General features: G+C 53.5%; 10 protein-coding genes. 4 read left to right on the top strand and 6 right to left on the bottom strand.

All coding sequences use genetic code 11. From position 1 onward, the window contains the following. Positions 1-222: 222 nt before the first annotated feature. From CA832_RS07825 to CA832_RS07835, 3 genes are all read right to left on the bottom strand, one after another. A complete protein-coding gene (locus CA832_RS07825; protein WP_088341025.1) occupies positions 223-2,316 on the bottom strand; it encodes a tetratricopeptide repeat protein in 2,094 nt (697 codons plus the stop codon). A gap of 176 nt (positions 2,317-2,492) precedes the next feature. Further along, positions 2,493-3,257, bottom strand: coding sequence for a 3-keto-disaccharide hydrolase (locus CA832_RS07830; RefSeq protein ID WP_198944456.1), 765 nt, complete (start codon positions 3,255-3,257; stop codon positions 2,493-2,495). Between the two features lie 201 nt (positions 3,258-3,458). Then, entirely contained in the window at positions 3,459-4,406 is a 948-nt protein-coding gene (locus CA832_RS07835) for a helix-turn-helix domain-containing protein (protein WP_143542351.1), read from the bottom strand. Between the two features lie 434 nt (positions 4,407-4,840). Between CA832_RS07835 and CA832_RS15200 the strand changes: the two genes are divergently transcribed. After that, on the top strand, positions 4,841-5,227 hold the full coding sequence (locus CA832_RS15200) for a hypothetical protein (RefSeq protein ID WP_233131767.1): 387 nt from the start codon (positions 4,841-4,843) through the stop codon (positions 5,225-5,227). Between the two features lie 89 nt (positions 5,228-5,316). On the opposite strand, the gene CA832_RS07845 is transcribed toward CA832_RS15200, so the two are convergent. After that, the gene (locus CA832_RS07845) at positions 5,317-5,706 is read right to left on the bottom strand and encodes a hypothetical protein (protein WP_088341028.1); all 390 of its coding nucleotides are present in this window, start codon (positions 5,704-5,706) and stop codon (positions 5,317-5,319) included. A gap of 342 nt (positions 5,707-6,048) precedes the next feature. Here CA832_RS07845 and CA832_RS07850 point away from each other — a divergent pair, with 342 nt between their 5' ends. The 3 genes from CA832_RS07850 (at position 6,049) to CA832_RS07860 (ending at position 10,496) form a co-directional block, all read left to right on the top strand. Continuing rightward, complete coding sequence (locus CA832_RS07850) at positions 6,049-7,326, top strand: TolB family protein (RefSeq protein ID WP_088341029.1); 1,278 nt, start codon at positions 6,049-6,051, stop codon at positions 7,324-7,326. A 95-nt stretch (positions 7,327-7,421) separates the two neighbouring features. Then, a complete protein-coding gene (locus tag CA832_RS07855; RefSeq protein WP_088341030.1) occupies positions 7,422-9,143 on the top strand; it encodes a PorP/SprF family type IX secretion system membrane protein in 1,722 nt (573 codons plus the stop codon). A gap of 720 nt (positions 9,144-9,863) precedes the next feature. Further along, positions 9,864-10,496, top strand: a complete 633-nt coding sequence (locus CA832_RS07860; protein ID WP_198944457.1) for a response regulator transcription factor — start codon at positions 9,864-9,866, stop codon at positions 10,494-10,496. 443 nt (positions 10,497-10,939) lie between these two features. On the opposite strand, the gene CA832_RS07865 is transcribed toward CA832_RS07860, so the two are convergent. Both CA832_RS07865 and CA832_RS07870 read right to left on the bottom strand, forming a co-directional pair. Beyond that, a complete protein-coding gene (locus tag CA832_RS07865; RefSeq protein ID WP_143542352.1) occupies positions 10,940-13,450 on the bottom strand; it encodes a TonB-dependent receptor in 2,511 nt (836 codons plus the stop codon). Further along, positions 13,437-14,348, bottom strand: a complete 912-nt coding sequence (locus CA832_RS07870) for a FecR family protein (RefSeq protein WP_088341032.1) — start codon at positions 14,346-14,348, stop codon at positions 13,437-13,439. The genes CA832_RS07865 and CA832_RS07870 overlap by 14 nt, the downstream gene beginning before the upstream one ends. Between the last annotated feature and the right edge of the window lie 5 nt (positions 14,349-14,353).

The raw sequence follows: 14,353 nt of genomic DNA on the forward strand, positions 1-14,353 counted from the left end.
GGTTTTGGTTATTGCAGGTCCCTCCCTCAGGGATCACGCGCGGTAGCGCGTAATCCCAAATCCCAAAATCCACATTCTAAATCACAAGTGTTTTGTAAAAAGCAATGCCATGCGATAGCATGGATGGGTTTTTGGTATTGCAGGACCCGCAACCGCACTGGCTGGCCCTTCAATCCAAAGTCAAATCGTTGGCTTTGATTTCTATAGACCAATTGCGTTCATCTATTCCAGCATGGCAGGCCGCAAAGTTTCGATGCTTTCCAAATCGGTACCGTTTTGCAGGGTTTCGATTTGTTTGTTCAGCAGCCGTTGGTAGGGATCGTCCTCGGCCAGGTTTTCGGAAGATTTCCGGTAGGCTTCTATGGCTTTTTTCCGCTGGCCCATCCGCAGGTAGGCGTTGCCCAGGATGGTGTATTCCGTGGAGTTGTACTGGACGATGGCCGTAACCTCTTCCATCCGGTTGCGGACCAATTCCCAATCCGGCTCCTGGTTCTCGGCCAGGTAGCGCATAACCTGGTCGCGCATGGAATAGGCCCAGTTTTCCGGGTCCTTTAGTTCCCCGTAAGCCAGGTTGATATTTCCAAGTCTTTTAACCGGGGTGAGAGATTGGATTCTTGCGGGGTCCCAGTTGGGCCAGGGGTCGTACAACCACATTTCAAAAATAAAATACCCTTTCATAAGCCCCTCTTTGTTGGAGGAATCGTGGATATCCGCAACGGCGCTGCGCTCCATTTCAAGTCCCGAAGCCTTTACTTCCTCCCGCATCAGCCAGCTCCAGGAGTAAATTCTTTCCGTGCTGTCCAGGTTAACCCCTTCAAAAAAATCCCGGATTTCATAGAAGCGCTGCCCCAGGTACTGGCCTTCATCTGCAAAGTATTTATAGGAATTCTCCGTACCACCTACGATTTCATTATAATACTCATAGATGCGCTTTTCCCCCAGGGTCATCGCAAACCCCAGAAGGAGCAGTGTCAGGGGAATCCCGATGCTGTAGCGGTGGAACCTGGCAACCCGGAAGTGCCCGGTGGCGCCTGCAAGCAGCCCCAGGCCCAACGCCACCGGCATCACATGGCGAATGCCTCCGTATGAGGTTCTTCCCGAAGCCAGGGCCAGCAGGTGGAATCCGATATAAACCAGAATAAAAAGGACAATAATCCATTGCTCCCGGCTCAGGGGATTTGCTCCTGAGCGGTACTGATATCTCCACCAGAGCAGGAGGCCCAGACCCAGCAGGGAGACAGCCAGCAATGCCAGTGGGATCTTTACGAGAAGGACGCTCGGGAAATAGAGGTAAGGAGCCCGGCCGAGGACCACTTCCCCGAAGAATTTGTGCTCGTCGTCCCCCCGGCCTTCCATCCCGGCCCGCAGGGTATCGGCAAACCCCCAGAGGTAGGCTTTCGGAAATAAGCCGGACTGGTCCATAAGGCCTACCAGATTGCGCCATACCGGTTTGTTCAGATCTGCGATTTTCAACTCCAGGCTGCGGTTGAACCGGTCTTCCCCTCCGGCCGAGCTATGGGTGCGAAACCCGTAGGAGGCCCAAAGCACGAACAGGGACATAAGACCTGCGCACAACAGCCCTGCAAACCGGTAGCCTGCCAGGGCCCACCGTTTCCGGAAAAGGGGGTATAAGGCAAATCCGGTTAGCAGCATTCCCATCCCCCCGATTGCGGGGAGGGCCGAGTGTTTAACGGCCAGGGCCGCCCCTGCCGCCAGTCCGCAGCCCACAGCCCATTTCCAGTTCCAGGAAGTGGCAAACTTACCCGCGGTAAGGGCGGTAATGGCCAGGCAGAAAGAGAGGGGCAGGTCCGTAAGCACCAACGGTTGGTGGGCCCCCAAGTTGGGTTCCAGGGCAATCCACAGCAGGCTGATCAGTGCCCAGCGATACCCCAGTAACCTCCAGAGCAATCCGGCAAGGCAGAGGCCCAGGATAAAGTGAAACATGTACATGGCGCGCCGAGACTGTCTTTGGGAGAGCACGGCATCGTTTTCCAGATACATAATTTCCTGTAGCCAGTGCCGCTCGTGTTCTTTGTCATTGAGCACCTCCAGGGGGCGTAGCTTCAGGTGCGGCTTGTTCCAGTACCCGACCCAAAGTTTGGAAAGGGGAGGGTGTTCGGGGTTAAGGCGGTAGTCGCCGGTAGCGGAATAATACGTCCCGGCCACGACATGGAAGGGTTCGTCATTGGCATAGGAATCCAGACGGGTGCCATAATGGGACCTCCAGATGGCAAAACCCAGGATCAGGACCAGGATCAGGCCTTTGAGGATAAGGGGCTTTCCGGAGTTGGTCTCCGGGATACGAAAGGCGGGCATGGGCAGGGTTGGTTGTTTTTCCCCGAGAAGTTACAGGAATCGGCCCTGACCGCATTGGTGAATTGTATGGATTACGTAAAAACCTGTACAACAGCAGTTTTATACGGGTTATTTACGCAAGTACGTATTGAATGCCGAGGGGGTTTATTACAGTTGTCCTGTCCTTGAGGTATCGCTCAGAACTCCCGGATTTTTATGTTGCGGAACCGCACGGCAGAGGTCCAGAGTTGCAACCCGATATGCCCCGAGGTGCTTTTGCCAAACCCGCTGTTGTTGCGAAACCCGGACCCGCCAATCCACTCGGCCCAGTCTGCCCCGGTAAAATCCATGCTTGCTGTGCGGTTGCCATTCAGGTAGAACTCCACTTTCCCGTCCTTCTGGACAATACGCGTATGGTTCCATTGGCCTTCCGGGCGGGTGGTGGTCTCCGTTTCCTGGGGGGCATAATTATAAAGGCAACCCGAGCGCTTGGCCGGGAGTTCGTAATCCAGGTGGGCTTCCCCTAAAAGCTGGTACTCCGGGCCGGTGTGGTAGGTCCTTTCGTATTCGGGAGCTTCCTGCACATTGATGAAGATCCCGCTGTTGCCCGTAGTGGGGAGTTCCCATTCCAGGGACAGCTCATAATTGCCATAGGTTTGGTCTGTTACCAGGTCGCCATGGTCTCCCGTTCCGTTGAGGGGGTCGCAAACCAGCACACCGTCTTCCACCTTCCAGATGGAGGGGACCCCTGGTTTGTTATACAGGTGCCACCCATCCAGGGTTATTCCGTCGAAGAGCAGGGACCAGCCCTCAGCTTCTTCTTCAGGGGTCAGGGTATTAAGGGCAACAGGGTTCCTGGTGGATTCAAGGTCGGTAGGTCCCTCAGATTCGTTTTTCATCTCCGTTTTGCAGGCCATAATGAGCAGCCCGAGTAGTATGGGGGTCAAAACGTATTTTTTCATTAGTTCGGAAATTTGGTTTAATGTACTGCAAAAACATGTAACTGCTTTGTTGCTCAAGACCGCCCATCCCACCTTCCGGTTTGTCACTTATCTCCTTTGCTCAATTATCAGGGGATTCAAACCGAAGTCTCTTAGGTCTTCAGAGGTTAATCTGGCGTTCCTTCCGCGGGATTGTCAGTCCGAATAAAGCCGGACAAAATCCTATTCCCGGATCAGTTGCGCCAGTTTTAACCGGCTGTTAATCCCGATCTTGGAATAGATACGGTGTGTATGGTCTTTGACGGTTTGCAGGCTAATGAATAATTCCTCGGCAATCTGCCGGTTGGTTTTCCCTTCGCAGATCTTTTCGATAACCTCGCGTTCCCTTGGGGTAATAGCATAGCGATCATAGAGGAGTTCCAGTTTTTCGTTGCTGGTTGCCTTCGGGTAAGCCGGGATGAAGACCCTGTCGGAGTTGCGATCAATATAGAAATAAGGCAACAGCCCTGAGATAAAATACAAAAGTAACCCCACTGCAGGTTTCCAGTTTTCGGCAAAGAACAGGAAAAGAGCCAGTGCCCGGATGAGCAAGGCTGCGGCAACCAGCAGGGCAAATTTGAGCAAGACGCGCCTGCGGCTGAGCGTTTCAGTCTTCGAGCGGACTACGGTTTGAAGGATTAGCCATAGCGAAAACCCACTGTCCGCCAGGAAAGAAAGAACACCCAGTACTTGCATCCAACGCGTTCCCCGGAACCAGCCGGCATCTTCCGTGAATAACCAGGCGGCAAGACCAAAAGGGAGGAGGAAAGAAAAAGCGAGGGCAAATATCCGGTAGGTCCAGGACCAGGGTTTGATAGTGGGGAGTGCAAAGCCAAGTCCGCCGTAGAGCACCCAGCCGACGATTGCGAAAGGTACGGCCAACAAGGGCTGAAGGCGTGTTGCCTGTATGATCAGGCTGGAGTCTGCATCGGTAAGGAGGAGCAATTGGTGCAACAGTACCGGACCCCATAGCCCGTAAAAGGAAAAAACATAGAAACTGACCAGGTAATAGAAGTACTTTTTATGGAAATCGGAATCGAAGGTTGAAACGGCAAGCCTGCTCATCCATATTGCTCCAAAGGCGACGGCAGAACAACACACAAAACTCAGGATGAAGGCAATTCGTATCAAAAGGTCCAGTTGGTTCTTAAAAGTATGGAAATTGCCCGCAAGCCTGCCCCAACTTTCGTAGTGTTTTTATAATCACTACCAAAGTTGGATGCGCATTACCTTCCTGATGGCGATCTTCACATCAAATTCGCACCATCATGAATACTATGCACTCACATTCTGTACCCGAACCCCGTTTCTCAGCCAGCTACGGTCATGGATGGGAACAGATCAAAAAGCATTTCCTCGTGCTTCTACTCCTGGTCATTTTCCTTGGTATAGCCGATTCACCAGCCTCCTTAGCCCGGGAATCCGATAGGGATCAGACCCTTCTGACTCCCATACTTCATCTGTTATCTCTGGCCTATGGGTTTCTTATCCTACCGGTATTTAATTATGGGGGCGACTTACTGTTTGTCAAAGCTATTAGGGACCAAAAGCTTGAGATCGAGACTGTGATTCAGGGGTTTCGGAATAATTATGTGCATATTATCCTTGCCCATCTGATCACCACAGCCCTGATAATTCTTGGCTTTCTTTTCCTGATCATTCCCGGGATAATCCTGGCCTGTCGCCTGGCATTCGTTTCTTACCTCGTAATGGACAAAGGGCTGGAACCCGTAGCCGCAATTGAAAAGAGCTGGGAGATGACCCGGGGGCATGGATTGAGGATTTTTGGTATGGGATTGGCTGCCGTTCCCCTGTTCTGTGCCGGGTTGCTTTTCTTCATAGTAGGGGCAGTGGTTGCCGTCATGTGGGTGAAGGCTGCATTCGCCTCCCTGTATTACGCCATTGATGCCCGTCAGCAATGGGAAAATGATCCGTATATCGTTCGAGAGTAGGGCAAGTAATCAATGCGCTATATAACACTTCCTTGAGGGAACTTCGTTTATCCCCGACGCATTCATAGGCATTAAACGGACTCCGATCCTTATCCGGACCGACCATCGCTCCGGCTCCGGTTGCTTCGCCCGCTGTTTTTTCTCTGGTTATCGTGGTACTCCCTGATATTGTCGGCCTCGTAACCGGGTATCCTCCTGTAGCGTTGTCTGCTCAGGTCATAATTGCGGTAACGGGGTGGGAGGTTGTCCCTCCTGATCCAGACATTGCCATCCAGGTAAACATACATACGGGTTCTCAGGTCGTAGTACACTACCAAATCGGGGAAATATACATAGCGCACCACTTCTACCCGGTTGGGATAGAACCATGGGGGAGGGGGCGGCCCTTGGCGGGAAGTGACCAGGACCGGGCCGCAGGCGGCCGTAAGCATCAACACGATGATAGCCAGAAACAGGGATTTGATTTTCGGAGTCCGCATAGTTTAGGATTCAGGCATAAAAAGTACACCCCTTACCGGGCAGCGGCAATGACCTGAATCAGGCCGGGAAGTTGAAAAAATCCCGCTACACACGCTCGTTCATCGGGACGGTTTTGCCGGTGAAATGCATCCGATATCCGGTAAGAATACCGGCGGAGTCCAAAGCCTTTCCGTTCATCGAAGCTTTTATGCAACCTCCCGAAACTGTGAAAAATTAATAGGGATACCTTCAAAATTTAACAAAATCCGCATCAAAAACCGTATAAACCTATGAATAATTCATAAGAAATCATAGGCTTCTCTTTTCACCTTTGGGACACCGAAACCCCAAATCTCTGTGTTATGAACCCTTTTAGAACCTACAGGATGCTCCTTGGCCTTATTGGCCTGTGTTGTGTGGTAAACCTCCAGGCCCAGCGCCCGGTGGCCCAGCTCACCGCCCAGCAGGCCCGGTCGGAAGCCGACAAACGAATCGAAGCCTACATGGACCTGGTAAAGCTCGGATATTCCGACCGCGAGATCTATGAAGACCTGGGCAATGTGAGTTTCCTTTCCGAGAACTATGAAACTGCCGCTTTCTGGTATCAGAAACTCATGGACCTTGCCGGTGCGGATGCCGTGCCGGAGAGTTACCAGGAGCGCTACCAGTATTCCCTGCACAAAGCCGGGATAGTTCGCAATGAAGCCCTTGTGGCCCAGCGCGACTGGTATTCCAAAATCAAACAAGATTATCAGATTGACCGGAGTTCGCATGCCGCAGAACTCACCCGGTCTCTGGCGGAGAATTACCAAATGCCCGATTTCGGCCGCAGTGGCCGCCTCGGGGGTACGGAAGGCCTGGATGCCCTGCGGGCCATGTCCGAGGCAGACCTTGCCTATATGGAATCCGAACGGATCCCCAGGCAAACTGCCTATACCCCCCCGGTGACACTTACGGCCGACGGGCGTACCGCCTATTTCAGTAAGGCGGAACTGGTTAAACCCCTCTACGGGTTGTTCTCCAAAAAACAACTGGTCCACAAGATCTACCGCGCCGATAAAGTAGGCGGGGAGTGGAAGAATGTGCAGGAAGTGGCCCTGGTACCCAAATACGCTTCGGCTGTACACCCGGCCGTATCCCCGGACGGCACACGCCTGTATTTCGCCTCCGATATGCCGGGCAGCTTCGGGAAGTACGATATATATGTAGCGGATATAGACCCATCCGGAAGGGTAGGGGGCGCCCGTAACCTCGGAGAGAAAATCAACACCCGGAAGAATGACCTGTATCCCAGTCTGCTTGCGGGGAATGTGCTCTTCTTCGCTTCCGACGGACGCGACGGCTACGGCGGGCTCGACCTGTATGCCGCCCGGATTGCCCGACGCAGTGTAGGACTGGCCATCAATATCGGTAGTCCCTTTAACAGCGTGGACGATGAATTTGCCCTGAACCTGGAATCCCAGAGGGGCATGGCATTCGTGATGTCTAACCGCGGGACCCATGCAGATGATGTTCGCGAACTGGTTTTCTCCTACTTCGATCAGAAAAAGAACAGTTTGGCACAGAACGGCAACCCCTTTATGGAGATTATCTCCATAGCCCCGGAGGCCTCCTATGCCGAGACCCTGTTCGAAGACTAAACCTCCAGACCCTTTAATGCCGGACCCCGGCAGGACGTGACCCATACGGACAACCCCGGGCAGGCCTACCTCCCCTGCCCACAAATCACAACCCGATGAACGTTTGGAAACACATAGACCATAAAGCGCTGGCCATGCTGGTGCTGGGCCTGCTGCTCTGCGCCCTTACCGCAAGGGCACAGGATGGTGCAACCCAGGAAGATTTTAAGGTGAAGAGCCCGTTTCACAACCAGTTGTTCTTTAACCGCTTCCTGATTAACCCCACCTTTTCCCTGGTGCGGGAGAACAAATCGTACCTGAATATCCTCCACAGGAACCAATATGCGGCTTTCGAGGACAACATCCAGAACTATTACCTCGGATTCAGCAACAAGCTCAATGAGCGCACAGCCCTCGGGATTGGCGTATACGGGCAATGGGAAGGCGTGGTTCAGGAGTTCGGCTTCAATGCGAATTACGCCCGGGCGGTACAGCTCGGGGACAAGACCCGGCTTACCTTCGGGACCAATATTACCTATGTAAGCCAGGGTATTGCCCAAAACCGGGTGGTGGCCGGAGAAACCGATCCGGCCCTGCTGGAGAATGCCAAGCAGAGCCAGATCTCGGTACAGCCCGGGGTAGCCCTTTCCATGGGGCGCTTCGACCTGGCACTCTACGGACGGGACCTTATCCGGTACAACCAGACCACCAATGAACTGGTTGCCGGGTTCAACGCCCGTAACCTGCATGCGGCCCTGCAATATTCCCAGCCGCTTAATGCCTACAGCGGACTGTTTAAGGATGGCCGACTGATGCCCATGGTGCAGGCAGGCCGAAATGCGGAGGACCGGATATCCTATATCGCCTCCATGTTGCTGGACCTTCCGTCCTACGGTTGGTTGCAAACCACCTACGACGACACCTACGGGATGTCTATGGGGATTGGTTTTAACCTGAACCACAGGCTTTCCCTGGGCTACCTTATGGAAAAGGACCTCTCTGACGAGGGGGCAAACCTGGGGTGGAACCACGAACTCTCCCTGGCCTATACCTTCAAGGAAGATGAAAAAGCTGCGGATGCCTTTACCGCCAATATGAGCCAGGACAGCAAGATTGACAACATCGTACGAAACTACGAAGAACAGATTGCCCAGTTGCGGGCCGAACGGGATGCGCAGCGTACCGCCAGCCGGAACGACCAAAAGGATACCGAGCGCAATGCGGCACGCGATGCGGATTTGGTGGCCAGCGAGTATTCCCTGGCCTTCGAGAACCGGCTGATCCTGGACGAACTCATGTGGCGGCAGGATTCTATAGAGGATGCCCGTACGGCCCTCTTTGAGGCCAAGTTCGAAAACCTGGTCCGGACCATCCGGCAGGAGATCCGCCAGCAGAACGACGCACCTTCCAATACGAAGGAAATTCTCGGGCGCAGGCCGGTGCAGACGGCGGTAGCCACCGCGGCCCCTGCCAGGCCTGTTACGGAGAAACCCTATACACCCGTGGAAAAACGGGATTTAAATGAATTACCCATAAAAGCTAAAAATCGGTCGGATATCGTTGGGGTATCATCTGGTTATTACCTGATTGCTAATGTTTACAAGAACAAGAAGTATTTAGATTCTTTCATGAAATCACTGGAGGAGAAAGGTTTAAATGCCAAGCAATTCTATAACACAGAGAACGGGTTGTATTATGTATATCTGGCCGGTTTTGATAACAAGATGGAAGCTAAGACTGCCTTCACCTCAGATCTGGGTGGGGAGTACCGGGATGAAAAGTGGATTATGGAAGTCTACAACCCGGTAGCTACCGCCGAGGTGAGTTACCAGGAGTAATAAACCATCTTGACAGCCTCAGGACCGGTGTGCCTGGCCACCCAAACCGCGCAACGGGATACACGCCCCTGATCCTTTGCCAACCTGACCCGGCTATGGCCGGATGGCCTTCCGGACCCGGTCCTGGTCCGCTGCTCCTGAAAGAGCCGTTTTGCCCCCTTAAAAGGGCAGACGGCTCTTCTTTTTTCAGCCTGTTTTTTACAAACCACCAAGTCGGTTTACCTACGGGTTTCCCGATGAAATACATGGCTTTTATGCAGTTAATCGAAAAAATATGCATTTGCTGGGTGGGTTTGGGTGCAATTTGTAATTTCTCAAAACAAATACAACCCAAATCTCCATATTATGAATGCGTACTTTTACCCCCGAAAGCACGGCAGGGAAGCCCCAAGGGGACCTTCCGAACCCCACGACCTGTTAGCCGTTTTACCTCCAGGCGGCTCCTTACCAAAAGGTCCAATCGTGTGAATCATTAAACCCATCGGGTGAGCCCCTCCGATGGTGTGCAGATGCCCAGCATCCTTTTTTGCCCGGTACCAGTACTGGTACCTCCCAGGCGTATCCGGTTACGGATAGGTTTAGGTAGCGTATGTCCTGGGATACCGCAAAGAGCCGCCAGGGTTCCCGCCTTCGGGCCGGGAGCCCATGGGCATCTAACGCCTGAGACCAACCTTCCGAACACTCAAAATACCCCGAAATACAACCCAAATTCGATATGCAATGAAAACTACTATGCTTAAGGTAATGGCCATCGATAGCGATCCGCGCTTTCAGGAAGCCTACCCCTATTTTTTCAGCACCTACCGGGATTATCACCTGGCAGGGATGTATTCGTCCCTGGAAGAGGCTCTGGAGGGTTATGACTCCATCCGCCCGGATATTGTCCTGTCCGAAATTCAGCTGCCGTATCGCAGTGGGATTGAGGGAATTGCCGAAATCCGTAAAAAGGATCCCCAGGCCCATGTTATTATGGTTAGCGACCAGAATGCCTTCGATACCATTAAAAGCTGCTTTAAACTGGGAGCCTCCGGTTACCTGACCAAGCCCATAGACAAGCATCGCCTGCTGGAAGCCCTGGAATCGGTACGATACGAGGGGGCAGCCCTCAGTAGCGATATTGCCCGGAAGGTAATTGCCATGTTCCGTCGTAAGCAATTCAAGTGTTTTTCCCAGCGCGAGAATGAAATCATTGAGTATTTGAGCCAGGGTGCCACCTACAAAATGATCGCCGAACGCCTTTTTGTTACGCCCAGTACCATCAACTTCCACATCCAGAACATTTATTTGAAACTGGATGTGAATTCCAAATCCGAGGCACTTCAGAAGCTGCGGCAGATGGAGCTGGCCTCTTAACGCAATAGTTGCTTTGTGGGATTAGCTGCTATATCCGTCAGTAATGCGGACCGTTGCCATAGCGGTCCGCGGCTGATGGTACAACCCACGGCAATCCAAAAAAAAGGCCCGCAAGACGCGGGCCTTTTCATTTTAGGTTCCGGGGTCCTTGAACCTTAGGCCAAGCGCTTCTTTTCCGGCAATCAGATCCGGGCGCACAGGCCTGACTGGCTCTTAAGAATCACAATGGAGGCCCTGAAGAAGAAGGAGGAATGCGGCACTCTCCAGTATCACTTTTACGGGTATTCAGGAATCAGTTAGAAATAAACGAAATGAATCCTGCCCGCAAGCGAGTGATTGTTCTCATAATAGAAGGTTTAGGTTGTTTTGTTCTTATACGATACTAAAAAACAGAAACTTACGATGAATTTATTTTGTAAATAAATTCTGATAAGAAATGGAGGTCAAAAGGTGAGGCGCAGCAGGGCGTTCGGGGTAAGGCCCAGGGCGTTCTGCAATACGGCTTCCACCTGGTTGGTAGCATTCCTGCGATAGTATTGGTTAACCGGGTTTTGCCGGTTGAGAACATTCAGCAAGGAAGCCCCGAGTTCCATCCGAGCTCTGGTACCCAGGGAAACCCTGTAAAGGGCAGAAACGTCCAGCCGCAGGTAATCCGGGAGCCTGGCACCATTGGCGATGTCGTAAAGGATTGGCCCCTGGCTGGCCGTGTTCCCGGGCAGGGCCAGTGTAAAGGGCCTGCCGCTGTGCCATGTGAGGCCTCCAGATACCAGGAATTGCGGGGCGGCATAGGTAATCCCGGAGCCCACGGTGTGGGTAATGTCCAGGTTATTCGGAAAAGATTCCTCGGGCAGGCCGGGAAAGGAATAGGAGCTTTCCAGATAGGAATAACTCGCCCAGGCATCCCAGCGCCCATAGCGTTTTTTAACCATGAATTCCGCCCCATAGGCGTCGTAGCTTCCGTCTGCCTGCACAAAGCGGTAGGCATCCAGGAACCCCTGGCTCTGGCTGGTAATGCCGGTGACCTCCTTGTAGAAGGCCTCGGCATGCAACAGCCACCCCTTTCGGCTATAGGTAAGGCCCGCGGAAGACTGAAACCCCTGTATTAGAGGGATTTCGTCATTGTCTGTCAGTTGCCAACGGCGTTGCTCAAGGCCCAAAAAATCGTCCTGATAGATTACAATCTGTGAGGTGGTCTGGTGTTTTAATTCGGAAAGGATTTCCAGGGTTAGCCCGGGGGCCAGCTCCTGGTTAAAGCTCAGCCGCGGCTCCCAGATAAGCCGGTTGAACTTCTGCAGATACGTCCCCCGAAACCCCAGGTTCAGGTGGGTCCTTCCGCCGGCAGACGCCCATCCCAGCTGCCCGAAAAGGGCCTGGGAGCGCAAAACGCGGCTCTGGCGCCGGATATAAACCGGGTTGTCCACATCATCCAGGTCAGAGACCTTGGTTTCCTGGTACTGGTATCCCAAGGCATATTCCAAGGGACCCCGCCCGTGGCGTACCTGCAGGCGCACTCCGGTTTCCGAAACCTTGTTTTCCTGAAGGAAGCGCTGGTCCTGGAGGACGTTGGAATTGGTGCCTTCCAGGGCGTAATCTGTATTGTAGGCATCGAATTCCGTGGCCCAGCGCGGGGACCATTTGCGGTAGTAATGCAGCCCTCCTGCAATCGTACTCTGGCTCAGCTGGCTTTCCCGGGGCGATGCGCCTTGCAGGCCTGCGGCTGTTTCGTCGAAGGAAACTTCATTGAATGCCGTTATAAAGTTAAGCCGGATACGGTCTTTATCGGTGGGGGTATAGAGCCACCTCAGGGAGAGGTCGTAGAAATCGAAACCGATATCCGAGGCATCGCCCTGGGCGTCCTGGGAGGTGAGTTCTGTGTCCTGGCTGATGCGGTCGTAATAGGCGGTATAGGTCGGGGTTTCCACCCAGGGGTTGATGGCTTTGCGTCCGGCCAGCTGCACGGAGGATTGGTCCGATATGGGAACATCCGCAAACAGACTGGCATCGATGAAGTTTACCCCCACACTCCCGAAAAAATCGCGGGTCACCCCTTGTTGGGTCTCCATGGAAATGGTGCCTGACACCCCGTCGGAGAAGGCCGCAGGCGTCCCGTTCTTCCGGAGGGTGACCTTTTGGGTGATCTGGGGGTTGTATAAACTGATAAGCCCGAAGAAATGCCCGGATTGATACATCTTGATCCCGTCCCACAGGATGAGGTTCTGGTCGTGGGTGCCCCCCCGGATATTGATATCGGAGACTTTTTCGTTGGCACTGAGGATGCCGGGGAGCGCCTGTACAGCCTGCAGTACGTCTTTGTCTACCAGGCCGGGGAGGAGGCTGAATTCATCCAGGTTCATCTGAAAGGCCCCGTCGTCCATCTTGTCTATGCCCCGAATCAGGAACCCGGAGACTACTACTTCAGGGATCTGAAGGATCTCCCCAATAAGGTAAACAGTTCCGCAGCTGCCGGATTGGAAAAACCCGGCTGCCCGTTTCAGGGTGCGGTAGCCCATGTGCCGGATTTCTAGCATAGGGTCCGCCCCGGTAACGGTAATCTCAAAGTACCCTTGCGGATCCGAAATTACAGCCTTGTCCTGTGCAAGGATAGTGGCCCCGGAGATGGGCTCAGAGGTATCTTTATCCTTCAGGTAGGCGCAGACCCGTATCCGGTTTCGGACAATGGCAATGATATTATCGCCCACGGGCCGGAACTCGAGCCCGGTCTGACCTGAAAGGTATTCCAGCAAGGCTTCACGCCCCATACCGGGGGACGGAGGGGGGAGGGTTACCCCTTCCAGAAGGGCCGGGTCGTAATTAAACCGGATGCCTTCGGAACGCTCCAGCTTCTCGAGGACGGTTTCAAGGGGCTCGGAAAGTGCAATTTCCTGCCCATAGCCCCAAAGGGCCATAAACAGGAAACAGATCCAGAGTATTTTCGGTGTGCTACTCGTATTCACCTGCGCTTATGATCACTTCTCCAGCCCCCGCCTGACGGAACTGGTATCCCATGGGGCCGGTAACAGCCCTCAGGGCCTCCTCCAGGTCATCGTGGGGGAAACTGCCTGTAAACAGCCGCGTATCGTCTATATCCTCCAGGGTTAACCGGATAGGGTACTGGTTTTCCAGTTCCTGGAATACCAGCAGAATAGGAATGCGTTCGAAATCGGAGTAGTTGCCATTCCAGGCAGGTTCCAGGGCGGTATGGTTGCCGGTGGTAACCGTTTCTTCCACCACCTGCAGATACTGCCCAGCAGGAAGTTCGTAGTACGCTTCTCCGCGGCGAACGCCCACGCGTCCCTCATAGCAGTATACCTGAAACAGTCCGTCCCGCTGGCGGACATTAAACTGAGTACCCAGGACGCTAACGACTCCATCCGGTGTCATGACGTCGAAACGGGACCCTTTGGCTACTTTAAAATAGGCTTCCCCTTCCAGGCGCACTTCCCGCCGATCTTCCCAACCGGCCTTCCGGTAGGCGAGCTCAGAAGCAGTATTCAGACGTACAAAGGAACTGTCGGGCAGGTAAACTTCTGTTTTCTCGCCCTCCATAGCCAGAACCTGGGTTTCCCGGTTTCGGATAACAAAAACGCTTACCAGTAGCCCGATTACCAGGACACTGGCAATGCGCAGCATATTCGGCCAGAGCTTCCGGACCTTAGCCTGGGTCTGGGCAGGGTGCTGGCTGCGGAAAGAGGCATAATGGGCTTTGGCATCGAATTCCGGGGCCCGGAATGCCCTGGCCGAGGCGGCGACTTCCTTCAGGAAAGCCGCATCTTCCAGCTTTTCGAAGGCCTCCCGCTCTTCCGGTTTCAGCCCATCGGCCAGCCATTTTTCTATGAGGTAGTCCTTTTCCATAATGC

This window comes from Robiginitalea sediminis (genome assembly GCF_002198115.1).
GTDB lineage: Bacteria > Bacteroidota > Bacteroidia > Flavobacteriales > Flavobacteriaceae > Robiginitalea > Robiginitalea sediminis.